We start from the raw sequence: 24,036 nt of genomic DNA on the forward strand, positions 1-24,036 counted from the left end.
CTAGACTTGGGCGCATGAAAATTGCGGTCATCGGAGCAGGGGCGGTCGGCGGCTGGTTCGGGGGAGAACTGGTACGCGCAGGCCACGATGTGGTCTTCATCACCCGCGGCAGGAGCCTGGAGATCCTGCAGAAGGAGGGCCTGCGGCTCAATGACGACCCGCCGATCCCGGTCCGCGCAGTGCCGGAACTTGCCGGGGCCGGCACCCCCGACGTGGTCCTCCTGGCGGTGAAGGCGACCACCGCCACGGACTTCGCGGCACTGCTTGAGGGCCTGGGGCCGCAATCCCTCGTCGCCGTCACCCAGAACTCCGTCGAGGTGCCCACCCGCGTCGCCGAGATTGCCGGCACCGCACGCACCCTCCCCGGGGTCGTGCGCGGTTACTTCCACCACACCGGCCCCGGCCGGATCGAGTTCCACGGTGGGCCCATCTCATACGATTTCGGCACCTGGGACGGGCACACCAGCGAGGTCGTCGACGGGTTCGCCGCGGCGCTGCGCGAGGCGGGTGTCGACGCCCGCGTGCACCCGGACATCTTCATCGACGTCTGGGAGAAGGCCATGTACGTCACCAGCACCGGGGCCCTCGGCGCCCTGGCCGGCCGCCCACTCGGCGAACTACGCACCCGCCTGCGCCCCAGCCTGACGGCGCTCATGTCGGAGATCCACGCCACCGCCCTGGCGAACGGGGTGCCGCTGAGCGACGACGCTGTGGAACGCACCCTCGCCTTCGCCGACCGCATGCCCGCCGACGCCACCAGCTCCATGCACCGTGACCTGGCAGCCGGCCTACCGGGCAGCAGCCATGAACTCGATGCCCAGGTCGGTGCCATCTGTCGCCTCGCGGCCCGGCGCGGGGTAGATGTCCGGCTGCATGACCTTCTGCTGAATGTGCTGGACCAGCGTTTCTAGCTAATGCGTTTCAGAGACCGCCGAAGACCCGGGACACCCGACGTGCGGTCGACCGTAGTGCTGCGAGAATCTCCCGCTCCCGGGACTCCGGGAGCCGGGAATGGATGGCGGAGACACTGAGGGAGACGAGCGGGGAACCGGGCGCACCGGGCACCAGGATCGCTGCGCCGGACAGACCCGGAATGACGTAATCGCTGCCATAGAGGTAACCGTCGCGACGGAACTGGGTGAGCGCCCGCCGCAGCACCTGTTCGTGCTCCTCGGTGCCGATCTCCGTCCACTGGTGGTGTTCGTTCTGGTGCAGACGGGACAGCAGCTCCTCCTGCTGGTCCTCCGGGAGCTGAGAGAGAATAGCGATGCCGCTGTAGGTCATGGTCAGTGGCAGCACGTCACCCACCGAGACGGTTTCCGCCCGGATCGGGAAACGGCCGACAGCGCGGGCGAGATAGTAGACACCGTCGAAATAGCGCGTGGCCATGTACACCGTGTCGCCGAGCTGGTCCGCCAGGTCCTGGGCGAGTTCCTGGAGCTCAGAGATGTGGTCGATGGGGGAGGGGGCCGCCAAGGCGAGCACGCCGAGCCGGCGGTCGAGGAGGTAGCGGCGGTTCTCCAGCTGGCGGACATAACCGATCTCCTTGAGCGTGCCCAGGATGCGGTGCACGGTGGGGCGTGCGAGCTGGGTTGATTCCGCCAGGTCCAGGAGCCGGGCGCCGGCAGCACCAGCAGAGGCGATGGCCTCGAGGATTATCGCGGCGCGTGCGAGTACATGAGGTTGTTGGGTGTCCCGTTCCACTCTGGTTCTCCTGTTCCTCGGCGATCGCCGGGCTCGTCGTGTCTGAGGCAGTGTCCATTCAATCACCCGCACAAGGTCCGCTGTGCGGACTTGTGAGGTTAACTAGGGCTGAGTCCATCCAGTGGACTCTGCACTAGCCCCGATGGCTACCCCCGACCGCTTGGCCGGTTATGCCGGTTAATGCAGCTAGCTCAACAAAAATTGATCGATTTCATGGATTTAGAGGACGTTTTGTCGCCCTGAGGGAGTGTTGATCTTGCGTGGGGCTGGGCTGTTACTTATTGTCACCTATCACGAAGAAGTGGTCTGGATCACTTGCTTCGGAGGAAATAAAAGTCCGTTCAGCGAACTCGCGTTGACGTCGAAGAAAAGAAGAACCCATCCCCGGGTGCAGCCTCCCCGGATCCTGTCCCTCCCCTACAAAGGAGTTTCCCTTTGAGCACGACAGCACTCACCACGGCCCCTCCAGTCCTGAAGCAGGAACCGGATCAGGCACGTCGTCGTCAATCGATGATCGCCACGGGCGTTGGCAACGTCCTCGAATGGTTTGACTGGGCCGTCTACGGCGTTTTCTCCACCTACATTGCCCAGGCACTGTTCAGTCAGGAGAATCCTGTCTCGGCACTCCTCGGCACCCTGGCGGTCTTCGCCGTTGGCTTCGTCATGCGCCCCCTGGGTGGGCTGGTGTTCGGACGTATCGCCGACAAGCGCGGCCGCAAGTGGGTCCTACTGGTCACCATGCTGCTGATGGCCGGAGGATCCCTGCTGATCGCGATCATCCCCAGCTACGAGACCATCGGTGGCGCGGCCTCCTTCCTGCTGCTGGCAGCCCGCCTGCTCCAGGGTTTCGCCCACGGAGGTGAGTCCACCGCCTCCAACGTCTATCTCCCCGAGATCGCCCCTAAGCACCAGCGCGCCCTCTACGGATCAACCATCGGTTTCTCCATGGGCCTGGGCACCATGCTGGCAGTCCTCTTTGGATCCCTCCTCGCCAACGCCTTCGACTCGGAGTTCATGAGCACCTGGGGTTGGCGCATCCCCTTCCTCTTCGGAGCCCTGCTCGCGGTGGTGGTGCTCTGGCTGCGCCGCAACATGATGGAATCGGACGTCCATGAGGACCATGTTCAGGCAGTGGAGAACGCCGAAACCGGGGCACCGGTCGAGGTCGTCGAATGGCAGCGGCGTCGGATCTTCACCAAGGCCGTCGAGGTCTTCTTCTACATGGCAGGCACCACACTGCCCTACTACATCTGGTCATCTTTCGCAGCGACGTACGCAATCAGCCAGAAGGGGATGGACCCGGCCGGGGCCTTCACCGCCTCACTGGGGGCGATGGCAGTAAACCTGGCGCTCGTCCCGGTGATGGGGCTGCTGGCCGATAGAATCGGACGACGCATCCCGGTGATTGTGTACGCACTCGCCACCGCCGCACTGACCGTCCCGGTCTTCGCCATGATCGACGACAACCCCTGGACGCTGTTCATCGCCCAGGCTCTGATGATGGGCCTCAGCGCCGCCATCGGTGGTACCCAGCCCGCCATGCTCGCCGAGCAGGTGCCCACCCGCTACCGCACCCTGATCATGGGCACCGCCATGCCGCTGGCCGTCGCACTGTTCGGCGGAACCGCCCCCTACCTGAATACCTGGCTGGCCTCCATCGACATGTTCTGGCTCTTCGACGCCTACATCATCGCCATGGCGCTGGGTACCGCAGTCGTGGCCGCATTCCGGTGGAAGGAGACCCGAGGCATCGAGCTCGCTGACGTCCGCTGATCCCTGAACCTCCGCTCCATCCGCGACACACACCTAGCTGAAAGAAGATAATGCTCACCCAGGATGTAATGATCCCCCGCACGATCGGCGTCAACGGCACCGAGATCACCTACTACGACTCCATGGACACCCGGAACCACCCGGATGACGTGATGGTGCTCGTCCACGGCACCGCCGGCTCCACCGCCTCCCACTTCAGTTTCCTGTACCCGGTTCTCGCAGCCCGTCAGCGCGTCATCGCCATTGACTGGGCCCCGGTTCCGGAGTCTGACCAGCCCCTGGAACTCGATGACCTGGTCAATCAGGTCAGCACGACCCTGGAAGCACTCATTCCGGGCCGCCGGGTGGTACTGGTCGGCTATTCCCTGGGGGCAGTGGTGAGCGCAGCCCTCGCAGCCCGGCGCCCTGATCTGGTGGACCGGCTCATCCTGGTCGCCGGCTGGATCACCACCGACCTGCAGCAGCTCCTACGCAATGACGTCTGGCACGCCTTACGCGCTGCCGGCGACGAGGACGCCCTGCGCCGGTACTCCACCTTCTGCGCCTTCGGCGGACCTTTCCTCAGCCAGCGGACCCTGACGGATATGCGTCCGGGGATGGACGCAATGGTCTTCGATACCTTCGGCGACCAGCAGATGGACCTCAACCGCCGTATCGACATCTCCGCAGAGGTGGAGCAGATCAGTGCCTCGACCCTGATCGTCTCCTGCACCCACGACCAGATGGTCCCCACTCGTCACCAGCTCGCCCTGTTCGGCGCGATCGAGGACTCCCGGTTCGTGGAGATCCACACCGGCCATGCCGTTGTCTTTGAACGACCCAGCGAACTCAGCCACCACATCCAGCAGTTCATGGATCAGCCGGAGCGCTACGACGCTGGCACGGTCATCCCCACCCCTGAACCCTGATCCAGACACTCTTCCCACCCCTGTTTTCCTGAACGGAGCACGACATGATCACCCCTCTCACCCAGATTGAGACCCGTACCCTGATTATCGGCAGCGGTTTCGCCGGGCTCGGCATGGGAGTCCAGCTCAAACGTCGCGGTGACGATGACTTCCTCATCCTCGAACGCGCCGGTGACGTCGGCGGCACCTGGCGCGACAACACTTATCCAGGCGCGGCCTGTGACGTTCCCTCACACCTCTACTCCTTCTCCTTCCGGCCGAATCCGGACTGGTCACGGGTATTCTCCCCGGGCCCCGAGATCCAGTCTTATCTGCAGGACACTGCGCACGAAGAGGGCCTGAGAGAACATCTGCGCCTCAACCAGAATATGGAGCATGCCCGCTGGGACGAGACTGAGGGGCGCTGGCATGTGCTCACCCCGGATCACGAGTACATCGCGAAGTTCCTCATCACCGGCACCGGGCATCTGGCGGACGAGGCGTACCCCAATATCCCGGGTCTGGACAGTTTCACGGGTGAGAAATTCCACTCCGCCCGCTGGGATCACTCGGTGCCCATGGAAGGCAAGCGCATCGGTGTGATCGGCACCGGAGCCTCTGCCATCCAGATCGTCCCGGAGATGGCGGAGATCGCCTCCGAACTGGTGGTATTCCAGCGCACCCCGAGTTACATCATTCCCCGGGGGGAACGCGCCTACACCGAGGGTGAGCGCCGCCTGTTCCGCCGGAACCCGGAGTCGATCACTGCCTTGCGCTCTGAGCTGTTCTGGGGTGGGGAGAACACCTTCGCCCAGCGCCGGGCCATCCCGCAGTTCCTGGAGGCCGGCAAGAAACTCGCTCTCGACCACCTGTCCAGCCAGGTCCCTGACCCGGAGCTGCGGGCGAAGCTGACCCCGGACTATGAGCCCGGCTGCAAGCGCGTGCTGATCTCCAACACCTTCTACCCGGCCCTCCAGTCCCCGGTGACCACCCTGGAGAGTTCCGCGTTGGCCAGTGTCGACGGTTCGACCGTGACCGCCGCCTCAGGGGCGGAATATGAACTGGATGTACTGGTATTCGCCACCGGTTTCGAGGCCACAGAGCCGCCCTATGCGAAGCTCGTCCACGGCCGCGGCGGACTCAACCTCTCCACCCACTGGGAACAGGGCATGCAGGCCTATGACTCCGTCACGGTGGCGGGATTCCCGAACCTCTTCTCCATCAACGGACCCAACACCTCTCTGGGACATAATTCGATCGTCTACATCATCGAGTCCCAGATCGACTACATCCTCGGGGCCATGGATTACATGACCGCCACCGGTGCGGAGATCATCGAGCCCACCCCGGAGGCAGAGGAGGCCTACGTCCGCAGCATCCAGGACAATGCCGTGGGCACCGTGTGGCTCGATGGCGGCTGTAGCTCCTGGTACGTGGACCAGCGCTCGGGTCGTCTCACGCTCATCTGGCCGGACTTCGGCTACGCTTTCCGGGACGCCAACGGGACGTTCCACTCGGAGGGTTATGAACTCCGCGACATCTCCGCGATCGAGCCCGTCACTGTCTGAGGGAAGCGGGCACATGAAGAATGACGTGTGTGTCGGGAGGGGGGCCAACCAGCCCTCCCACGGCGAGATACTGGTCCGGGTGGTGGCCACAGGTGTGTGCCCCACAGACCTGAGCACACAGTCGGGGGACATGCCGCTGCCCTACCGGGCGTGCTCGGCCACGAGGAATCCGGCATCGTCAAGGTGGCCGGGGAGGGGGCGGGTGACGTGCGGGCCGGTTCTCGGGTAATCCTCGGCTGACCCTGGTGTGGGCAGTACCGCAACTGCATACACGGTGAACGCCGCTGCTGCGGAAATATGGGCGCAGGACTGTGCGCGGTGTGCGCCTGCACGGTTCGCCGGCAGGCACCTCCGCATACACCTGCGCTGGCGGCTCCCAGTTTTCCGGCCACTTCTTCGGACAGTCATCCTTCGCCACCCACACTCCGGCCCGGGTGAATGCCCTGGTGGGGGTCGACGGCACGGTGGACCTGAATCTCCTGGACCCGCTGGCCTGCAGCATCACCACTGGTGTGGGGGCGGTTTCCCCATTGACCGCCCGGAGCCGGGGGAGTCAATGGTGGTCTTCGGGACCGTGGGGCTGGGCGCCATCCACATGATCAACTCCGGGGAAGAGGACCCGGTCGAGGCTGTCACCCGGATCCTGGTCGGAGGTCTCCCCCGGCCTCATGCGGACGCTTTCCTGCCGGACGGTGACGGGGACGGTGGGAGGGTCATCGACCAGCAGCTTCCTCGCCCAGGTCTGCTGGAACTGCCCAGGCAGGGCAGAATCCCCTTGGACCGTCTGATCACCCCATCAAGGCGGCCCTGCTTGTCCCCCTCGGTCGCTGACTGACCCCGGTGCCTGAACACCAGAGCCGGTGCCCGCGGTGAAGGTCGCGGGCACCGGCTCTGTGTCGGATGGGGGACTACTTGATCACCACGGGGTTGACCGGGGCACCGGTGCCGCCGTGGATCTTCAGGGGTGCCGCCGTGTACAGGAAGGACCACTGGCCGTCCGCGCGACAGTCCTCCGCTAGGGCATCGAGGTTGAGGATCTCGGAGAACAACACACCGAGGTTGCGCATGAGGGCCTGGTGCAGCGGCAGGCTGGTGTGGCTGACCGGGTCGACCGTCACCTCGTTGGTGATGGTGTCAGTGCCCAGGACCGGGATCTCCCGTTCAACGAACCAGTCGACGAGTTCCGGGGAGTAGGTCAGACCCGGTTCGAGGAAGGGGCGGGCGTGGAACTTCTCGACATCTCCGCCGAGGTAGGAGCCGATCCAGCCGGTACGGATCAACAGAATGTCCCGTTTGCGGATCTCGACGCCCTGCGCGGCAGCAGCCGCGAGCAGATCCTCATGGGTGAAGGTCTCACCGGCGTCCAGGACAGCCTTCCCCCGGTGGGTGGCCATGTCGATGAGCACCCCCCGTCCGACGACACCGTGCTCGGCGATCGGCAGGATCGAGGCCTTCTCCATGGCACCGATAGTGGATGATGCCGGGTAACCGTTGTAGATCTGTCCGTCATACCAGGCATGGCCGAGGGCATCGAACTGCGTGGTGCCCTGCAGATACATGACGACGACGTCATCGGAGTATTCCGCACCACCCGGGATGTCTGGTCCCTTGCCGGCGGCGAAGTGCGAATGGTCGAGGACGTTGAAACGTTGTGTCGGCCGACGTCCCGGCCACACGGGATCACCGACTGGATCGGCGATGGGGATGCCGAGGGTGAAGCTGCGCCCGGAACGGATGCTCGCTGCCCCCGTGAGCGCTTCCGCGGGGCCCAGGAAGTTCAGGGCCCCAATCTCATCGTCTGTACCCCACCTTCCCCAGTTCTTCGGCGAATCCGCCAGGAGCTCCGTGAAAGGGGGGATGTTGTCTGTCATGAGGTGGTCTCCTTGATGGTCATGCAGGAAGAGGGATCAGTAGGTGGCCCGACCACCGGAGAGATCGAACACCGCTCCGGTGGAGAAGGATAAGGCGGGGGAGGCGAGGAAAGCGATCATCTCTGCCACCTCATCCGGCTCCCCGACCCGGCCCATGGGGATGCGGCCCAACAGTTTCCGCTTCATTTCCTCGCTGAACCAGGGCTGGTCGAGCATCCCCGATCCGATGAGGGCCGGGGCAATCGCATTGGCGATGACCCCCTCGGTGGCCAGCTCCTTGCCGAGGGTCTTGGTCATGGCGATGACCCCGGCCTTTGCTGCGGCGTAGGGTCCGGAGAGCGCGTGGCCCTCCATTCCCGCCGCTGAGGCGGTGTTGACGATACGACCGTAACTCTGTCTGATCATCGTGGGGACCGCCGCCTTGATCATCAGGAACTGGCTGGTCAGGTTGACGTCGATGTCGCGGCGCCAGGTCTCAAGGTCGATCTCCCAGAGACGGACCATGTCAGAACCCATGCCCGCGTTGTTCACCAGAATGTGCAGACCGCCGAAGTTTTCCAGGGCGGTTGAGACGGCCCGTTCCGACAGACCGGGGTCGGTGACATCCCCGGCCACGGTGACGGCCTCCCCGCCGGCGGCGACGACATCGGCGACCAGTCCGGCCAATGCATCCGCGTTGAGGTCGACGCACACGATCCTCACGCCGAGGGAGGAGAGCTTGGCTACTGTGGCTCGGCCGATGCCGCCCGCCGCGCCGGTGACGATGGCGACATGGCCGTTCATCTGGGAAGTGTTCATGTGGGAGGTTCCTTCGGTCTGGGTGCTTAGGTTGCCTTGGTCACGTTCAGCCCGCCGGCGATCCAGAGTGGCTGTCCGGTCATGTAGGGCAGGTCCCCGGAGGCCAGCGTTCCGACAGCGGTGCCGATGTCCTCGGGGGTGCCCCACCGGGACAGGGGGACACGTCCCTCGGCGATGGCTGTGTCGATCTCCGGGGAGCCGGCGGAGGCGGTCATGGCGGTGCGCATGAATCCGGGGCGGATCTCATGCACCGCGATGTTCTCCGGCCCCAGCCGGTAGGCGAGCACCTTCGTCAGCATCGACAGCCCTGCCTTGGTGATGTTGTACTGGGAGCGGTCGGGGGAGACCAACTCAGCGGCGATGGACGAGACGTTGATGATGCACCGGTAGATTCCGTCGTGGTGACGGTCTTCGTCGGCGACCATCCGGCGGGCGACTTCCTGCGTGAGGAAGAATGTCCCACGCAGGTTGACCGCCACCGACCTGTCGAAGGCCTCCGGAGTCAGGTCGAGAATGTCGGTCAGCGGGCGTGCCGCGATGCCGGCGTTGTTGTGCAGGCAGTCCAGCCGGCCGAAGTCCGACAGGATCTGGTCGACCACTTCTGCATGACGGTCGGTGTCGGAGATGTCCAGCTGGTAGTACCGGCCGAGAGTGTCGGCGGAATCCAGTTCCGCCAGGAGACGGTCGCTCGCACCGTCAGCCGGGGGCAGGTCCACCACCGCCACACGGAAACCACGGGCAGCCAGTCCTCTGACCGCCGCCAGGCCGAGACCCCGCAGGCCGCCGGTCACCACGGCGACCGGCTGTTTTTGTGCTGTCATGAACTGCTCCTCTAAGTCCGCTGAACGAAATTTCATGCCTAACGCGGCATAAAGGGATGTGGCGCTGTTTATGCCGTAAATTCGGCCGTCTACTTTTGTGTGTGAGTTGAAACACTAGACTTTATCCGGAGGGTGCGTCAATGAAAGTTCGTTTAGTGGACTTAATTGGTGTGCTGTTGTGGGAAGGCCTGTCACCCCCGGATCTCGGTCGGATCGGGGATCTCCGCTGGTATGACCTGTGATTTGGGGGTCTGGGTTAGGGTGTGGGCATGACAGCTTCATCCACAGCCCGGGTCAGGTGCGACCGCCCGGGCCGGTACGCACGCTCGCTGGCCAATCGTTTCGCGCAGACCGCGCACACGGAGTGGGACAGTGAGCAGGAGACCGGACACATGCTGTTCACCTGGGGACTCGAGGGCGAGGTGGACATGATCGCGGGTGACGGTGTCCTGCTGCTGCACCTGGTGGGCCCGGTCGAGGAGATCGAGCAGTTCGAGGCCATGATCGGCGGCAGCCTCGTGGACATCGCGCGGGGCACCGGCCTGGAGGTCGTGTGGAAGCGCGCTGGTGGGCAGGAGGGGACACGCTGGGCTGCTGAAGCCGGGGCTGCGGACAGCGGGGAGAAGGAGGCGTCTTCGGGCGCGGTAGACTGAGCGCACCAGAAGACCAATCGCGGGTACCCGGTGGAAGTCCGGGCTGAGACGCACAAGGCACCGGCTGTTCCGGTGCCGGCGAACCGCTGAACCTGATCCGGTTAGTACCGGCGCTAGGGAGATTCATGAACACTCCGCGTGCGCGCTCCTCGTGGCGCGTCATCGACATCATCATCGCCTCCGTCCTGGGCGTGGCCTGCGGCCTCCTGTTCTGGGCGTGGAACTCCATCGGCTACGCCTGGTTCACCGCCATGGACGCCCTGACCCCGGGTTTCGGTGGGCTGGCCGTCGGCGTCTGGCTGATGGGCGGCGTCATCGGTGGGCTGGTGATCCGTAAGCCGGGCGCCGCCCTGTTCGTGGAGCTGCTCGCGGCTGTCGTCTCCGCGCTGCTGGGCAACCAGTGGGGTATCGAAACCCTCTACGCCGGCATCGCCCAGGGTCTGGGCGCGGAGCTGGTCTTCGCGGCCTTCGCCTATCGACGTTTCACCCTGCCCGTGGCCATGCTGGCCGGCGCGGGTGCCGCGGTCGGCGCCTTCGTCCTTGAGCTGTTCACCAGTGCCAACCTGGCCAAGTCCCTGGCCTTCAACTCGATCTACCTGACCTGCCTGCTCATCTCAGGTGCGGTGTTGGCCGGAGTACTCGGCCACTGGCTGGTCCGGGCGCTGGCGGGAACCGGGGCGCTGGACCGGTTCGCGGCCGGCCGGAAGCCGGTCTGATGACGGTTCTCGTCGAGGCTCACAACCTCGGCTGGCGGCACGCCTCCCGTATCAGCCCTGCGATCGAGAACGTCTCCCTGCGCCTGGAACGCGGCGAGAAGGTGCTGCTCACCGGCGATTCCGGGGCCGGGAAGTCCACCCTGCTGGCTGCCCTGGCGGGTCTGCTCAGCGATGAGGAGGACGGCGAGCAGGCCGGCACCCTCGAGGTCAACGGCACCGTGGGCATGGTCCTGCAGGATCCCGATTCCCAGGTCATCGCCTCCCGCGTCGGCGACGACGTCGCCTTCGGCTGCGAGAACCTGCGGGTGCCGCGGGAGGAGATCTGGCCCCGGGTGCGCCGCGCCCTGGACCTCGTCGGTCTGGACCTCCCGCTGGACCATCCCACCCGGCACCTGTCCGGCGGCCAGAAGCAGCGTCTCGCGCTCGCCGGGGTCATCGCCATGGGTGCGGAGCTGATCCTGCTGGATGAGCCGACGGCCAACCTGGATCCGGAAGGACGCAATGAAGTTGTTGAGGCGGTGGCCACGGTCGTCGCGGAGACCGACGCCACCCTCGTGGTGGTGGAACACCGCCCCCGCCTGTGGGCGCCGATGATGGACCGTTTCCTCCACCTGGGTGCGGGCGGCCTGCAGGAGATCACCGCCGCGCAGCTCCCCGCCCCACCGGTGCTGCCCACCGCCCGCGGCGTCGCGCCGGGGGCCCAGGCCATGGTCAGCGCCCGGGAACTGCGGACCATCTGGGGCCCGCCCCGCACCCTCGACCTGCCGGAGGGGGCGTCGACGGTGATCACCGGCCCCAACGGCTCCGGCAAATCCACCCTCGCGCTTACCCTGGCGGGCCTGCTGGAACCGCTCGGTGGCCGGCTCGACTACTCGGAGATCCTGCGGCAGGGGCTGCGGAAGGCCCCGCACACCTGGACCTCGCAGCAGCTGGCCCGGCGCATCGGCTACGTCTTCCAGGACCCCGAGCACCAGTTCGTCGCCCGCACCGTCGCCGCGGAGATGGCCGTTTCCGGCGGAAGCAGGGAGCGCATCAACGACCTGCTGACCCGACTGCGGCTGACCCACCTCACAGACGCCAACCCCTTCACCCTCTCCGGCGGGGAGAAACGGCGGCTGTCCGTGGCCACCGCCCTGGTCAACACCCCGGCCTTCCTGCTTCTCGACGAACCGACCTTCGGCCAGGACCCCACCACCTTTGCCGAGCTCATCGGACTGGTCCGCGAACTCACCGACGAGGGCGTCACCGTCGCCTCCATCACCCACGACGAGCTCTACATCCACGCGCTCGGCGATCACACGGTGGAGGTGCGGTGAACCTCCTCAACGGCATCAACCCCGTCACCCGCATCATCGGGCTCATCCTGCTGACCACCCCGCTGCTGCTGTCGGTGGACGTCGTCTCCGCGGGCGTGGCGCTGGTCTTCACCCTCATCGCCGCACCTTTCTGCGGCGTCGGCTGGCGGCGCCTGCTCCGCCGCGGTTGGCCGGTTCTGCTGGCCGCCCCGCTGGCGGCGGTGCCCATGGCACTCTACGGCCGCCCCGAGGGTGACACCTACCTCCAGTTCCTCCTGATACACGTCACCGACAACTCCCTCCAGCTGGCGGCCGCCATCTTCGTGCGCGTGCTCGCCGTCGGTCTGCCCGTGATCGTCCTGTCCGCCGACGTGGACCCCACCGACCTCGGCGACGGCCTGGCCCAGGTGCTGAAACTGCCCGAACGCTTCGTCCTCGGCGCGGTGGCCGCCGCCCGGCTGGTGTCCCTGTTCCGCGACGACCTCGACTCGATGCGCCGGGCGCGCCGGGCGCGAGGTATCGCCGACCAGGGCCGTATCCGTTATTTCCTCACCCTCGCCTTCGGCCTGCTGGTGCTCTCGCTGCGGCGGGGCGCGAAACTGGCCACCGCGATGGAGGCCCGCGGTTTCAACCGCGTGTCCGAACACGGCCGGACCTGGGCCCGCGAATCCACGCTGTCCCGGCGCGACTGGGTGGTCATGGCGGTGTGTCTGCTTGTCTCGGCGCTGGCCATCGGCATTGCGGTGGCGGTCGGTTCCTTCCGCTTCCTGGGGGTGGCATGAGCCGGTTGACGGTGCTTGTCGACGGCCCCTCCGGTGCCGGGAAGACGACCTTCGCGGAGGCGGTCTCCCGGCGTACCGGGCTGCGGGTGGTGCACCTGGACGACTTCTACCCGGGCTGGTCAGGGCTGGCGGCCGCTTCCCGGATGGTGGTGGATGATGTGCTCCACCCGACCGCACCCGGTTACCGGCGCTGGAACTGGGAGACGGACACACCGGCGGACTGGGTGGCACTGGATCCGGCGGAGTCGCTCATCGTGGAGGGGGTCGGAGCGCTGACGGCGGCTTCGGTGGCTGCGGCACGGGGTCTCGGTGAGGTGTTGACGGTGCGCATCAACGCCCCCACGGAGGTCCGCCGCACCCGTGCGCTGCACCGCGACACCGGCTATGCGCCCTTCTGGGAGATGTGGGCGCAGCAGGAGGCCGTGCATTTCCGCGCGCACGGCCACCTCCCGGTCGACTTCGACCTGCAGTGGTGAGGCTCCGGGGAGTCAGAGCTGCTTCAGGTCCCTGACCGCCGGCCCCTCCAGGAGGGTGCCGTCGGCGGCGAAACGGGAGCCGTGCAGCGGGCAGTCCCAGGAGGTTTCCGCGTCGTTCCAGGCCAGGGTGCCGCCCATGTGCGGGCAGACCAGGGAGACCCGGCAGGACCGGCCGTCGATGAAGGATTCGCCGACGAGGTGGGTGCCCTCCCGGAATACCACGGCACCGTGGTCCTCAGTGGTGGAACCGTCGGGGGCGTTGCCGCGCGTGTCGCCGCTCCCGGTGACGGCCCGGGCCAGGTTGCCGATCTCGGTGGCGGGCGCCGCGGCCTGGGTGGTCGCGGTGGTCTTCACCGTGCCCAGCACCGAGGGGCGGCCGAAGCTGAGCCGCGGTTCCCGGCCCAGCAGCAGGTCGATCATCTGCATCGCCGCGGCGGGGGTGGCGGTGAGTCCCCATTTGCTGTAGCCGCCGGCGAAGAAGACCCGGCCTCCGCCCCAGCTGAGGGCGTCCACGTGCGGGACCATGCCGACGGGGTGGTAGTCCTGCGCTGACCAGGCGTGGGTGAGCGTCACCCCGGGGAAGTGTTCCCTCGCCCACCGGGTCAGCGCCGCGACGTGTTCGGCGGTGGAGCCGGTTTCCCCGGTGCGGTGGCCCTGTCCACCCACGAGCAGCCTGGTCACCCCGTCGTGTTCATAGGTCCGCAGGGAGTAGGTGGGGGATTCCGCGGAGATGAACATGCCCGCCGGGATCTCCGTGTCGGGGGCGGGTTCAAAGGCGCAGAGATAGGAGCGCTGGGGCACCAGCTCCATCGTCGTGGCCCGCTTGTCCAGGATCGGGGTGGCCGTGGCCAGCACCACCTGCCGCGCGGTGAGTGTGCCAGCGGTGGTGGTCAGTTCCACCTGCTCATCATCCGTCTGGACCTCCGTGACCCGCGCGTGTTCGGTGACGGTGCCACCCGCCGCCGCCACCTCGCGGACCAGGGCAGCCAGCAGGTGGGCCGGGTTGAGCTGGAGCTGGCCGGGCAGCTCCACTGCGGCGTGGGCAGGGAAGGGGACCGGGAGGGTGTCGTGCAGGACGGTGGGCAGCCCCAGGTCCTGGGCTGCCTGGTGCTCCTGCTCCACCTGCGTGATGCCCTCCTCCGTGGCGGCGAAGGTGACGGCCGGGACCTCCTGCGCGTCCACTCCGTGGGCGCGGCAGAATTCCCGCAGCCAGTCGAGTCCGGTCCGGTTGGCCGCCAGATAGTCCGCCGCGAGGTCCCGGTCGTGGGTCTGCGTCAGGGAGGACAACCGGGTGCCCTGCAGCAGCGTGGCCTTGGCGGTGGTGGCCCCGCTGGCGCCCGCGCCGACCTCGCGGGCTTCGAGGACGGCGACGCTGAGACCCTCCCGGGCGGCCAGCAGGGCGGTGACCAGCCCGGTGAGTCCGGCCCCGACCACCGCGACGTCCACCTGCCCGGCGGGAAGGGGAGAGGTGGGGTAGTCGGGGGCGTCCTCATGCCATATGGGGTGGGTGTTCTGCCTGTTCATGGTCGGTGTCCTTCCGTTGTCTCCGGCGGCCTCAGGCGTGGGGGTCCAGGACCACCTTGATGCAGCCGTCAGTCTTCTTCTGGAACATCTCGTAGGCCTCCGGGGCCTGGTCGATGGGGAGGCGGTGGGTGACCAGATCCTCTGTACCCAACGGATCGGCGGGGTCCTCCACCAGGGGCAGCACGTCATCCATCCAGGCCTTGACGTTGGCCTGGCCCATGCGCAGCTGGATCTGCTTGTCGAAGAGGGTGAGCATCGGCAGCGGACTGGCCTGCCCGCCGTAGACACCGCTCAGTGAGATGGTGCCACCGCGGCGCACCAGATCGATGGAGGAGTAGAGCGCAGCCAGACGGTCGACACCGGCATGCTCCATCAGGGCACGCCCCGCGATATCGGGGAGCATCCCGACGGCGGTGTGCGCGGCCTTGGCGATGGGCGAACCGTGGGCCTCCATGCCCACCGCGTCGACGACCCCGTCCGGACCGCGGCCCTGGGTGAGCTCCCGGATGTGGTCGTTGGTGTCGTCGGTGGTGTCGAAGACCTCGACACCGTGGCGGGCGGCCATCGCGCGGCGTTCCGGCACCGGGTCGATGCCGAAGACCCGGGCACCCAGGTGTACACCGATACGGGCGGCCATCTGACCGATGGGGCCCAGACCGATGACCGCCAGGGTGTCACCGCGGCCGACCCCGGCGTACTGCACGGCCTGCCAGGCCGTGGGGATGACGTCGCTGAGGAAGAGATAACGGTGGTCGGGGAGTTCCTCACCGATCCTGACCGGACCGAAGTCGGCATGGGGTACCCGAAGGTACTGGGCCTGCGCGCCGGGGACGGAGCCGTAGAGACGGGAGTAGCCGAACAGCCGGGCACCGGAATCCTGCTCCCTCACCTGGGTGGTCTCGCACTGGGAGTACAGCGAACGGTCGCACATCCAGCAGGAGCCGCAGGCGATGGCGAAGGGCACGACCACGCGGTCACCGACGCTGAGGTTGGAGGCCGGGCCGGCCTCGACAACCCGGCCCAGGGGTTCGTGGCCGATGATGTCTCCCTCATCCATGAATGGGCCGAGAACCTCGTAGAGGTGGAGGTCCGAGCCGCAGATGGCGGTGGAGGTGACCTCGATGATCGCGTCATTGTCCTCCTGCAGGACCGGGTCGGGGACGTTGTCCACGCTGACTTTCCGCTTGCCTTGCCAGGTGACTGCCTTCATTGGTTGCTCCTTGATGCGCGTCGGAATGTGGTGGTCAGGGGTGGAGTGTCAGGTTGACTGGTCGGTGACGGTCGCCTGCATGAGTGCCTGGAGCAGCTCCAGGGCACGCTGGCGTGACTGGGCGAGGACCTCCTCCGGTTCGCCGGTGTAGTGGTGCAGCTCCGCGCGGGTGGTCCCGCGCACGTGGGCGGCGATCCAGGTGGTGCCGGGTTCCTGGCCCTCCTGCTTTCCGGGGCCGCCGCAGCCGGAGAGCGCGACGGTGGCGTCGGCGCCCATGAGTTCTGCGACACCTACCGCCATCGCGGTCACCGCCTCCTCGGTGATCACGGGCTGGCCCTCGGGCACGCCGAGGACCTCGTATTTGATGCGGGTCTGGTAGCTGACCACGCTGCCGGCGAACCATTCGGAGGAGTCCTCCGCCGCGGCGAGGGTGGTGGCCACCTGTCCTCCGGTGAGGGATTCTGCGGTGGCCACGGTGAATCCGTGCTCCAGTGCCAGGGCCGCTATGGCCTCGGCCATCTTCTCCGCTGCGGCGTTGGCGGCAGCGGCAGCCTGCCGGGATGGGTCGTTCACTGCTTCACCACCTAATCCCAGAAGGTCTCACGGTCATCGCGCAGGGCGCGGCTGCGGGCGTAGGCGTGGACCTTCTCCAGGGTCTCCAGCATGCGGTGGGTGTCCTCGATGAGACGGCTGAAGACCTCGCGGTCCAGGCCAAGCTCACCGGCGTGCTCGTGCAGGGTCTCCCAGAGACCGACCTGACCCTGGACACCGGAGCGCATCAGCTCGGTCTCCAGCAGCATCGTCATGGGCGAGCGTTCAATGACCCGGCCGTTGAGCTTGAGTCGGCCGACCCGCTCCGCGGCCCAGGCCGCGGCCTGCCGGTAGGGACGGCGCGCGAAACCCAGGTCGTCGATGAGGTTGCGCAGGAATTCGCGGTTGGCACGGATCCCCTCGGCCAGGCCGGCCAGATCGGCGTATACGGGGGTGTCCACGAAATCCGCGGCCATCCGCTCGATCCGGTTGGTGCCGGCGGTGGCACCGGTGAGGTGGTCGGACAGGTACAGACTTATGAGGTCCTTGGTCAGGTCCTCCGGCAGCTCTTCGCTGCCGCCCTCCGGGGCGGCACCTCCTCCCGCGTGGGCACCCACACCCGCCGGCTCGTGGATGGCGGAGACGATGCGGTCGTCCTTCTTCCTGGGCACCATGGGTGGGGACGGGTGTCCGTGACCCTCGATCATGGCGTCGAGAAGTTCACGTAGCGCGTCGGCGGCGGTGACCTGCGGCTGCCAGCCCAGTTCCTCCTTGGCGCGGGTGTTGTCCATGAGTGGGACCTGCATGCCCATGTCCAGCCAGCCGGCGTCGGCCGGCACGAGGCCGGCCTTGTGGGCTGCAGCCAGTGCCGGGCGGATGACGCCGGCAGGGACGAGCATCACCCGGCCGTGGTCGACGATGTCGGCGAGTTCCTGGGGGCCGAGGATGTCATCCGCGCAGACATTGAAGGCGCCGGGCAGTCGCTTGAGCACGGCCGCGGCATAGGCCCGGCCCACGTCGTCGGCGTGGACGGCCTGCAGGAGCAGCCCCTTCGGAACCGTCAACGCAGGTAACCGGCCGGCCTTGAGCAGCTGGACGGGCATGGCGTCGCCGAGGAAGTAGCGCTGGATCTCGGAGGCCGCGTCCGCCTGGAAGGTAAGCCCCGGACGCAGGCGGGTGACCACGATCTCCGGGTGGGCGGCGACGAAATCGTCCAGGACCTTCTCCTGGGCGGCCTTGTCCACGCTGTAGTGGGAGGAGTCGATGCCCTCGGCGGGGAAACTCTCGTCGCGCAGCGGCGGATCCTCATCGGTGGCCCGGGCCTCGTCGGGGGAGTAGGAGCCGACCGAGCAGGCGACCACCAGGTGGGGGACCCCTGCCCCGGCCACGGCCTCGGTGACCCGACGGGTGCCCTCGACATTGACGCGGCGCAGGAGCTCCCGCTGGTCATTGGGCTGGATGAGCCAGGCCAGGTGGATGACGGCATCGGCCTCCCGGAAGATCTCCGTCAGCTCTGCAACGGCATCCTCCGCGGTGCTGGCGGCGGCAATGTCCACCGAGTGCCATTCGCAGTCCCGGTAGGGCTCCACATCCTGCTCCGGCAGGCGCCGGGCGATGCCGACGATCTCGGTGACCTCGGGGGTCTGGTGCAGGGCGCGCAGGGTGGCGGTGCCCGCGTTTCCGGTGGCGCCGACGACGACTACTTTCATGGTTTACGCTCCAGGATTCGGGGACGGCTGTTAACCCCGAGGAAACTGGAAAACCCGCCTGTTTTCAAGGGGATTGCCTGTTGTGGCTGCTCAACGCAGTAGTGGATTTTTATGGTTGGCGTGATCTGCCTCACCCATGGTCGTCAGATGCTTCCCGGGTGCCGGGCAGGCTCAGAGAATCTCCTCGATCGCCTCGGTCGGGCGGGCGATGCGCACACCCTTGTCCGTGACCACGAAGGGCCGCTCAATCAGGCGTGGATGGGCGACCATCGCGGCGAGCAGTTCCTCATCCGGCGTCTCCGGGGAAAGGCCGAGTTCCGTGTACTCGGCCTCCTTCGTGCGGATCGCGTCGTGGACGGTGATGCCGGCGGCGTCGACAAGCTCGCGGAGCTTCTCGACGCTCGGCGGGGTGTCCAGATACCGGATGATCTCCGGCTCGACCCCCTTCTCCCGCAGCTTTTCGAGGGCCTGGCGGGACTTGGAGCAACGGGGGTTGTGGTAGATGGTCGTCATGTCACAACCCTAGCGCCGGCTCAGTAGTTCGCGGGCGGATCACTGGCGGGGAAGGATTCCTGGCCCCACTCCTCGGCCAGCTGATCCTTCTGTTCCGGATCTTCCTTGCCCGGGTTCTCCGGGTGGTTGTGCTGAAAAGGCTTATCCTCCGGGAACTCCCAGGTGTAGTCCTTCTTGTCCTCATCCTTGCTATCCATGGTGCGTCCTTTCAATCGGTCTCAAACAGTGAATGAGTGCTGTGAGCGACGGACGGCCCCGGGTGGAGACTGCGGTACTGCCTGCTGATGTCTGTCGGGACCGTACGCGGTGCTCCCCTCCGAGCCTACCTCGCTTTGTGTCCCGTGACACACCTATTCGGCGGGGATCATCTCCACGCTGTCGGCCCAGGTCAGTTGGATGCCGAGGGTGCGCAGCCACTCCATGGCGTCATCGTGGTGGCGGGTGATGCCCTCCACAGCGGTGAGGGTGGTGTCAATGGCCCGCTCTGCGTCGGCGGCGGTGATCAGGCCGGCGGAGGTGGCGGCGGCGAGTTCATCAATGTCCTGGACGTCGATGGGCTCGCCGGTGACGGAGACGAGGTCGACGTAGAGGTCGCGGGTGGACCACACATCATCCGCGACGCGGATGTCGGCGACATCGAAGTAGAAGTCCTGGCGCTCATCGACACCCTCCCGGAAATGGAAGATGTTGGCGCGCAGCCCCAGCTCCGGCAGCAGCCACGACTCGAGGTAGCCGAAACGCGGGTGGTTCGCACCGCGGGCCATGTAGAGGCCGAAGTCAGTGACCCGGAAGGTGTCCACTTGTCGGGGATGACCCTTCGGGTCGATGTTGATCCGGTCGGTGGTGTTGAAGGTTTCCTGTTTGACCGGATGCAGATCAGCAGCCATTCCTGTTACCTCGCATCAATGATTGCAGCGGTGGGGATGAAGTTGCAGGTGGCGTCCTCGGTGCGGACGTCACCGGAGACGATTGCCACGACGGTGCCCTGGCCGGTGTCTGCGGTGCCGGAGAGGGTGGCCGGGCCATCCGGGTTGATGCCGTAGTTGCCCAGCGGGGTCACGCCCTGCCGCAGAGTGTTGAGGTTGAACCAGGTGACGTTCATCCCGCCCTGCTCTGCGGTGGCGGGAGCGGTGCCCAGCGCGGTGAAGACGAAGGCGGTCTGGCCTGCGGCGGCACCCGGCGCGGGGATCTCCGCCGGACCGGGGACGGCGATGGCGCTGCCCACGGCGTCTAGTTCGCCGCCGATGCAGGATCCGGAGACCGTCGGCCAGTAGAACTGGGTGAAGGTCGGGGCATTCTCGGGCAGCTCCGGGCCGCCGTCGCCGTTCGCGCCGCTGGTGAAGGCCAATGCGGAGAGGATGGCGTTGCGCAGGTCTGCGGGCATCCACGGCTGGTTGGCCAGGGCCCGGACCTGTGCCTGGGTCTGTGGGGTGGGTCTGCCCAGCTCGTCGAGCGGGCCCTGGATGGAGGTGCCCGGGATGGTCACCGCCTGGGCGGCGGGGATCGCCGGGCCGAGACCGAGGGCGGTGACGGTTGTCAGGGCGACGGCGGCGGCGGCCGTCCGGACGGTGGTCCTACGCGCTCTGGGTCCCACTGGCAGGCCTTCTTTCATTGCACTCAAAGCAGTGTGACGGTGCAGCTGTCGACCTTCCGGTACGGAGTCACATGTGTCACATTGGTAACAGTAGTTTCGTTACACAACAGTATTCACTTGCGTGAGGCAGTCAACCGGAATGGCATTATCCGCAGAATAAGCGCCACCCATGCCTGCTACTTGATGTTTCGCTGAACGACATCTTTTCGTTACACGAAGTCACAGCGGTCCGCTGACCTGTGCGAACGATGCGTCCGGGAGGGGCGGCCGAGCGATAACGGGTCCGGCGAGGGTGCGGGCTGCGGGGGTGACGGGGCGTCGGCAGGCGGGCGCTGGGCAGGGGAGAGGGCTCCGGCCCGGTGTGACCTCGAAAGCTCGATGGTGCGATACCCGTTCAATACGAGTATCGTCAACTGCTGTTCACCATCGCGTGCCCGGTGACCGCCGCCCGCGATCCCCTGTTATAGGAGCAGCCCACTCGTGTCCCATCCTGAGTTCCGCAACGTCGCCATCGTCGCTCACGTCGACCACGGCAAAACCACCCTCGTCAACTCCATGCTTGAGCAGTCCGGCGTGTTCGACGACCACGGTGGTGTCACCGACCGCGTGATGGACTCCGGTGATCTCGAACGCGAGAAGGGCATCACCATCCTGGCCAAGAACACCGCCGTGCGCCGCAAGGGTGCCGGCAAGGATGGCCGCGACCTGATCATCAACGTCATCGACACCCCCGGCCACGCTGACTTCGGTGGTGAGGTTGAGCGTGCCCTGTCCATGGTCGACGGCGTCGTCCTGCTTGTGGATGCCTCCGAAGGTCCCCTCCCGCAGACCCGCTTTGTGCTGGGCAAGGCCCTGGCCGCGAAGATGCCCGTGATCATCCTGGTCAATAAGACCGACCGTGCGGACGCCCGCATCGACGAGGTCGTCTCCGATGCACAGGACCTCCTGCTTGAGCTGGCCGCCTCCATCGAGGACCCGGAGGCCGCCGAGGCCGCCGAGTCCCTGCTGGACCTGCCGGTTCTCTACGCCTCCGGCCGTGAGGGCAAGGCCTCCACCGAGAACCCGGGCAACGGCCACGCGCCGGATGCCGAGGATCTCCAGGCACTGTTCGACGTCATCTACGATGTCCTCCCGGAGCCCTCCGCCGAGCTCGACGCCCCGCTGCAGGCCCATGTCACCAACCTGGACTCCTCCTCCTTCCTGGGCCGTATCGGCCTGGTCCGCATTCACGCAGGCTCCCTGAAGAAGGGCCAGCAGGTCGCCTGGATCCATTACGACGACGAGGGCAACCAGCACACCAAGACCGTCAAGATCGCTGAGCTGCTGCGCACCGTCGGCGTGACTCGCCAGCCCACCGACGAGGTCATCGCCGGTGACATCGCCGCGATCTCCGGCATCGACGAGATCATGATCGGCGACACTCTGGCAGACCCGGAGAACCCGGTGGCCCTGCCCCGGATCTCCGTCGACGAGCCGGCGATCTCCATGACCATCGGCGTGAACACCTCCCCGATGGCCGGGCGCGGCGGCGGCGACAAGCTCACCGCCCGCATGGTCAAGGCCCGCCTGGACCAGGAGCTCATCGGCAACGTGTCCCTGCGCGTCCTCCCGACCGAGCGTCCCGACACCTGGGAGGTGCAGGGTCGAGGCGAGATGGCGCTGTCGATCCTGGTGGAGACGATGCGTCGCGAAGGCTTCGAACTGACCGTCGGTAAGCCGCAGGTCGTCGTCCAGACCATCGACGGCAAGATCCACGAGCCCTTCGAGCACATGATCATCGACGTGCCCGCCGAGCACCAGGGTGCCGTCACCCAGCTCATGGCCGCCCGCAAGGGGCAGATGACCAGCATGGACACCGGTTCCGGCGAATGGGTGCGCATGGAGTTCGACGTGCCCGCCCGTGGCCTCATCGGCTTCCGCACCACCTTCATGACCGAGACCCGCGGCACCGGCATCGCCAACAGCTACGGCATTGAGCAGCGCCCGTGGGCCGGTGAGATCAAGGGCCGTTCCTCCGGTTCCCTGGTCGCCGACCGTTCGGGCAAGATCACCGCCTTCGCCCTGCAGGGCCTGTCCGACCGTGGCTCCTTCTTCGTCGAGCCGGGTACTGAGGCTTATGAGGGCATGGTCGTCGGCGCGAACAACCGCGACGAGGACATGGACGTCAACATCACCAAGGAAAAAAAGTTGACCAACATGCGTGCGGCCAGTGCCGACACCACGGTCACCCTCTCCAAGGCTCACGCCCTGTCCCTGGATGAGGCCATGGAGTTCTGTGGCCAGGACGAGTGTGTCGAGGTCACCCCCGATATCCTCCGCGTCCGCAAGCTCCACCTCAGCGCCACCGAGCGCGCCCGCTCCCGCTCACGCGAGAAGGCCATGAACAAGTAGTAGTAGGTTGGCGGGCGTGACCCCCGCCAACAATCTCCGCAGCCCCGTCGGTGTCGCCATCATGTTCGGCACCAACGGGGCTGTTTTTTCCTCTGTCCTGCCCTGGTACCCCACCCTCAAACAACAGTGGGGGCTGGACGATCTGACCTTCGGCCTCATCGTGGCCTGTTTTGCCGCGGGTTCACTGGTGTCCACGGTGCTGCCCTCACTCGCGGTCAACCGTTTCGGCCCGCGCCCGGTGGTTTTCTGGGGCACGGTCCTCCTGGCCCTGCTGGTCGCCGGCATCGGCTGGGCACCGTCCGGTCTGCTGCTGGCTGGCCTGCTGCTGGGCATCGGGCTTCTCGACGCCGTCATCGACGTCTCCCAGAACGTCGCCGGCGTGCGCGTGGAGGCCCGGGCCGGACGCTCCATCCTGTCCGCCATGCACGCCTGCTGGTCGATGGGTGCGGTCCTCGGCGGCATCGGCGGGACCACCGCCGCCAGCCTGGGCTGGGACATCCGCGCCCACCTGGCGCTCGTCGCCACCGTGGTCATCACCGCCGTCGCCATCGGGGTGTGGTTGACGGGGCCGGTGCCGGCGCCGGGCGCGGCACCGGAGCGGGCGGATGGGGCGGATGGGGCGGGCGTCGACAAGCGTCGGCCCCTCGGACGGATCATGCTGCTCACCCTGCCGGTGGCGCTGCTGGCCACCGCCGGGACGATGGTCGAGGACATCGCCAACAACTGGGCCGGACTGTCCTCAGTGGAGCTGGCCGGGGTGGAGGTCGGCAACGCGGGCGTGGCCTTCACGGTGGTGCTCGCCGCGCAGATGGTGGGCCGGTTCACCGGCGACCGGCTCATCGACCGTTTCGGCCGCGTCGCCGTCGCCCGGGCCGGCGGTCTGCTCATCGGGCTGGGCGGCCTGGGGGTGGTCACCGCGACCGGCCCGGCGCTGCTCTACGCGGGCTACGTCCTCGTCGGTTTCGGCTGCGCCACGCTCGTACCCAGTGCCTTTGCCGCCGCCGCCCGACTGCCCGGCATGACCGAGGGCGCCGGGGTGACCGCGGTGAGCTGGATGATGCGCATCGGCTTCCTGGCCACCAGCCCGGTGCTCGGGGCGCTGTCGGCGGCCACCGGTCTGCGCTGGGCGCTGCTGCTGCTCATGGTCTCCGGTGTGGTGGTCACGCTGGCCGCCCCGGCGCTGCGGAATCGGCCACAGGCCACCGCTGGTACATAATCGA

At 66.9% G+C, this 24,036-nt stretch carries 25 protein-coding genes; 13 read left to right on the forward strand and 12 right to left on the reverse strand.

Going from position 1 to position 24,036, the window contains the following annotated elements; translation table 11 throughout:
• Positions 1-14: 14 nt before the first annotated feature.
• A complete protein-coding gene (locus NYP18_RS04175) occupies positions 15-911 on the forward strand; it encodes a 2-dehydropantoate 2-reductase (protein WP_259426920.1) in 897 nt (298 codons plus the stop codon).
• A 10-nt stretch (positions 912-921) separates the two neighbouring features.
• Here the strand turns inward: NYP18_RS04175 and NYP18_RS04180 are convergent, their stop codons facing one another.
• Positions 922-1,704 (reverse strand): IclR family transcriptional regulator, encoded by a 783-nt coding sequence (locus tag NYP18_RS04180; protein ID WP_259426921.1) that lies wholly within the window; start codon positions 1,702-1,704, stop codon positions 922-924.
• Between the two features lie 435 nt (positions 1,705-2,139).
• On the opposite strand from NYP18_RS04180, the gene NYP18_RS04185 reads away from it, so the two are divergent.
• From NYP18_RS04185 to NYP18_RS04205, 5 genes are all read left to right on the forward strand, one after another.
• Positions 2,140-3,477, forward strand: a complete 1,338-nt coding sequence (locus tag NYP18_RS04185; protein WP_259426922.1) for an MFS transporter — start codon at positions 2,140-2,142, stop codon at positions 3,475-3,477.
• Between the two features lie 68 nt (positions 3,478-3,545).
• Entirely contained in the window at positions 3,546-4,385 is an 840-nt protein-coding gene (locus NYP18_RS04190; protein WP_259426923.1) for an alpha/beta fold hydrolase, read from the forward strand.
• 44 nt (positions 4,386-4,429) lie between these two features.
• Positions 4,430-5,932, forward strand: a complete 1,503-nt coding sequence (locus tag NYP18_RS04195; protein ID WP_259426924.1) for a flavin-containing monooxygenase — start codon at positions 4,430-4,432, stop codon at positions 5,930-5,932.
• Positions 5,933-6,028: 96 nt separating this feature from the next.
• Positions 6,029-6,172, forward strand: coding sequence for an alcohol dehydrogenase catalytic domain-containing protein (locus NYP18_RS15525; protein WP_259426926.1), 144 nt, complete (start codon positions 6,029-6,031; stop codon positions 6,170-6,172).
• A 316-nt stretch (positions 6,173-6,488) separates the two neighbouring features.
• Complete coding sequence (locus NYP18_RS04205; protein ID WP_259426927.1) at positions 6,489-6,767, forward strand: hypothetical protein; 279 nt, start codon at positions 6,489-6,491, stop codon at positions 6,765-6,767.
• Positions 6,768-6,840: 73 nt separating this feature from the next.
• Here NYP18_RS04205 and NYP18_RS04210 read toward each other — a convergent pair whose 3' ends face one another.
• From NYP18_RS04210 to NYP18_RS04220, 3 genes are read right to left on the reverse strand one after another with little or no spacing between them, the layout of a single operon-like run.
• Positions 6,841-7,803 carry a cyclase family protein gene (locus NYP18_RS04210; RefSeq protein WP_259426928.1) on the reverse strand — a complete coding sequence of 321 codons (963 nt, stop codon included), beginning with the start codon at positions 7,801-7,803 and terminating at the stop codon, positions 6,841-6,843.
• A 36-nt stretch (positions 7,804-7,839) separates the two neighbouring features.
• Positions 7,840-8,601, reverse strand: a complete 762-nt coding sequence (locus tag NYP18_RS04215) for an SDR family NAD(P)-dependent oxidoreductase (protein ID WP_259426930.1) — start codon at positions 8,599-8,601, stop codon at positions 7,840-7,842.
• A gap of 26 nt (positions 8,602-8,627) precedes the next feature.
• Positions 8,628-9,422: a 3-ketoacyl-ACP reductase gene (locus NYP18_RS04220; protein WP_259426931.1), complete on the reverse strand. Its 795-nt coding sequence runs from the start codon at positions 9,420-9,422 to the stop codon at positions 8,628-8,630.
• 269 nt (positions 9,423-9,691) lie between these two features.
• Here NYP18_RS04220 and NYP18_RS04225 point away from each other — a divergent pair, with 269 nt between their 5' ends.
• From NYP18_RS04225 to NYP18_RS04245, 5 genes are all read left to right on the forward strand, one after another.
• Entirely contained in the window at positions 9,692-10,075 is a 384-nt protein-coding gene (locus tag NYP18_RS04225; RefSeq protein ID WP_259426932.1) for a DUF2218 domain-containing protein, read from the forward strand.
• Between the two features lie 125 nt (positions 10,076-10,200).
• Positions 10,201-10,791, forward strand: a complete 591-nt coding sequence (locus NYP18_RS04230) for an ECF transporter S component (RefSeq protein ID WP_259426933.1) — start codon at positions 10,201-10,203, stop codon at positions 10,789-10,791.
• Positions 10,791-12,107 (forward strand): ABC transporter ATP-binding protein, encoded by a 1,317-nt coding sequence (locus NYP18_RS04235; RefSeq protein ID WP_259426934.1) that lies wholly within the window; start codon positions 10,791-10,793, stop codon positions 12,105-12,107. The genes NYP18_RS04230 and NYP18_RS04235 overlap by 1 nt, the downstream gene beginning before the upstream one ends.
• On the forward strand, positions 12,104-12,868 hold the full coding sequence (locus NYP18_RS04240) for an energy-coupling factor transporter transmembrane component T family protein (RefSeq protein ID WP_259426935.1): 765 nt from the start codon (positions 12,104-12,106) through the stop codon (positions 12,866-12,868). The genes NYP18_RS04235 and NYP18_RS04240 overlap by 4 nt, the downstream gene beginning before the upstream one ends.
• Positions 12,865-13,344 carry a nucleoside/nucleotide kinase family protein gene (locus NYP18_RS04245; RefSeq protein ID WP_259426936.1) on the forward strand — a complete coding sequence of 160 codons (480 nt, stop codon included), beginning with the start codon at positions 12,865-12,867 and terminating at the stop codon, positions 13,342-13,344. The genes NYP18_RS04240 and NYP18_RS04245 overlap by 4 nt, the downstream gene beginning before the upstream one ends.
• Positions 13,345-13,356: 12 nt before the next feature.
• Here the strand turns inward: NYP18_RS04245 and NYP18_RS04250 are convergent, their stop codons facing one another.
• The 8 genes from NYP18_RS04250 to NYP18_RS04285 form a co-directional block, all read right to left on the reverse strand.
• Positions 13,357-14,868 (reverse strand): FAD-dependent oxidoreductase, encoded by a 1,512-nt coding sequence (locus NYP18_RS04250; protein WP_259426937.1) that lies wholly within the window; start codon positions 14,866-14,868, stop codon positions 13,357-13,359.
• A 31-nt stretch (positions 14,869-14,899) separates the two neighbouring features.
• Complete coding sequence (locus tag NYP18_RS04255) at positions 14,900-16,078, reverse strand: zinc-dependent alcohol dehydrogenase (RefSeq protein WP_259426938.1); 1,179 nt, start codon at positions 16,076-16,078, stop codon at positions 14,900-14,902.
• Positions 16,079-16,126: 48 nt separating this feature from the next.
• A complete protein-coding gene (locus NYP18_RS04260) occupies positions 16,127-16,651 on the reverse strand; it encodes a CinA family protein (protein WP_369415241.1) in 525 nt (174 codons plus the stop codon).
• 11 nt (positions 16,652-16,662) lie between these two features.
• Positions 16,663-18,318, reverse strand: coding sequence for an NAD-dependent epimerase/dehydratase family protein (locus tag NYP18_RS04265; RefSeq protein WP_259426939.1), 1,656 nt, complete (start codon positions 18,316-18,318; stop codon positions 16,663-16,665).
• A 171-nt stretch (positions 18,319-18,489) separates the two neighbouring features.
• Positions 18,490-18,831, reverse strand: coding sequence for an arsenate reductase (glutaredoxin) (gene arsC, locus NYP18_RS04270; protein ID WP_259426940.1), 342 nt, complete (start codon positions 18,829-18,831; stop codon positions 18,490-18,492).
• A gap of 20 nt (positions 18,832-18,851) precedes the next feature.
• Complete coding sequence (locus NYP18_RS04275; RefSeq protein WP_259426941.1) at positions 18,852-19,028, reverse strand: hypothetical protein; 177 nt, start codon at positions 19,026-19,028, stop codon at positions 18,852-18,854.
• 153 nt (positions 19,029-19,181) lie between these two features.
• Positions 19,182-19,718, reverse strand: coding sequence for a ribonuclease FAU-1 family protein (locus tag NYP18_RS04280; protein WP_259426942.1), 537 nt, complete (start codon positions 19,716-19,718; stop codon positions 19,182-19,184).
• Positions 19,719-19,723: 5 nt separating this feature from the next.
• The gene (locus NYP18_RS04285; RefSeq protein WP_439648049.1) at positions 19,724-20,443 is read right to left on the reverse strand and encodes an Rv1157c family protein; all 720 of its coding nucleotides are present in this window, start codon (positions 20,441-20,443) and stop codon (positions 19,724-19,726) included.
• Positions 20,444-20,905: 462 nt separating this feature from the next.
• Between NYP18_RS04285 and typA the strand changes: the two genes are divergently transcribed.
• Positions 20,906-22,816, forward strand: coding sequence for a translational GTPase TypA (gene typA / locus NYP18_RS04290; protein WP_259426945.1), 1,911 nt, complete (start codon positions 20,906-20,908; stop codon positions 22,814-22,816).
• Between the two features lie 16 nt (positions 22,817-22,832).
• A complete protein-coding gene (locus NYP18_RS04295; RefSeq protein WP_369415242.1) occupies positions 22,833-24,032 on the forward strand; it encodes an MFS transporter in 1,200 nt (399 codons plus the stop codon).
• Positions 24,033-24,036 lie beyond the last annotated feature (4 nt).

The organism is Corynebacterium lemuris, from assembly GCF_024919295.1.
GTDB classification, from domain to species: Bacteria; Actinomycetota; Actinomycetes; order Mycobacteriales; family Mycobacteriaceae; genus Corynebacterium; species Corynebacterium lemuris.

Excerpts from the sequence above, each read along its gene's own strand:
- NYP18_RS04175 (WP_259426920.1), top strand. The coding sequence starts at position 15 with ATGAAAATTGCGGTCATCGGAGCAGGGGCGGTCGGCGGCTGGTTCGGG.
- NYP18_RS04190 (WP_259426923.1), top strand. The coding sequence starts at position 3,546 with ATGATCCCCCGCACGATCGGCGTCAACGGCACCGAGATCACCTACTAC.
- NYP18_RS04195 (WP_259426924.1), top strand. The coding sequence starts at position 4,430 with ATGATCACCCCTCTCACCCAGATTGAGACCCGTACCCTGATTATCGGC.
- NYP18_RS04205 (WP_259426927.1), top strand. The coding sequence starts at position 6,489 with ATGGTGGTCTTCGGGACCGTGGGGCTGGGCGCCATCCACATGATCAAC.
- NYP18_RS04210 (WP_259426928.1), bottom strand. The coding sequence starts at position 7,803 with ATGACAGACAACATCCCCCCTTTCACGGAGCTCCTGGCGGATTCGCCG.
- NYP18_RS04215 (WP_259426930.1), bottom strand. The coding sequence starts at position 8,601 with ATGAACACTTCCCAGATGAACGGCCATGTCGCCATCGTCACCGGCGCG.
- NYP18_RS04220 (WP_259426931.1), bottom strand. The coding sequence starts at position 9,422 with ATGACAGCACAAAAACAGCCGGTCGCCGTGGTGACCGGCGGCCTGCGG.
- NYP18_RS04225 (WP_259426932.1), top strand. The coding sequence starts at position 9,692 with ATGACAGCTTCATCCACAGCCCGGGTCAGGTGCGACCGCCCGGGCCGG.
- NYP18_RS04230 (WP_259426933.1), top strand. The coding sequence starts at position 10,201 with ATGAACACTCCGCGTGCGCGCTCCTCGTGGCGCGTCATCGACATCATC.
- NYP18_RS04235 (WP_259426934.1), top strand. The coding sequence starts at position 10,791 with ATGACGGTTCTCGTCGAGGCTCACAACCTCGGCTGGCGGCACGCCTCC.
- NYP18_RS04245 (WP_259426936.1), top strand. The coding sequence starts at position 12,865 with ATGAGCCGGTTGACGGTGCTTGTCGACGGCCCCTCCGGTGCCGGGAAG.
- NYP18_RS04250 (WP_259426937.1), bottom strand. The coding sequence starts at position 14,868 with ATGAACAGGCAGAACACCCACCCCATATGGCATGAGGACGCCCCCGAC.
- NYP18_RS04255 (WP_259426938.1), bottom strand. The coding sequence starts at position 16,078 with ATGAAGGCAGTCACCTGGCAAGGCAAGCGGAAAGTCAGCGTGGACAAC.
- NYP18_RS04265 (WP_259426939.1), bottom strand. The coding sequence starts at position 18,318 with ATGAAAGTAGTCGTCGTCGGCGCCACCGGAAACGCGGGCACCGCCACC.
- arsC (WP_259426940.1), bottom strand. The coding sequence starts at position 18,831 with ATGACGACCATCTACCACAACCCCCGTTGCTCCAAGTCCCGCCAGGCC.
- NYP18_RS04275 (WP_259426941.1), bottom strand. The coding sequence starts at position 19,028 with ATGGATAGCAAGGATGAGGACAAGAAGGACTACACCTGGGAGTTCCCG.
- NYP18_RS04280 (WP_259426942.1), bottom strand. The coding sequence starts at position 19,718 with ATGGCTGCTGATCTGCATCCGGTCAAACAGGAAACCTTCAACACCACC.
- NYP18_RS04285 (WP_439648049.1), bottom strand. The coding sequence starts at position 20,443 with ATGAAAGAAGGCCTGCCAGTGGGACCCAGAGCGCGTAGGACCACCGTC.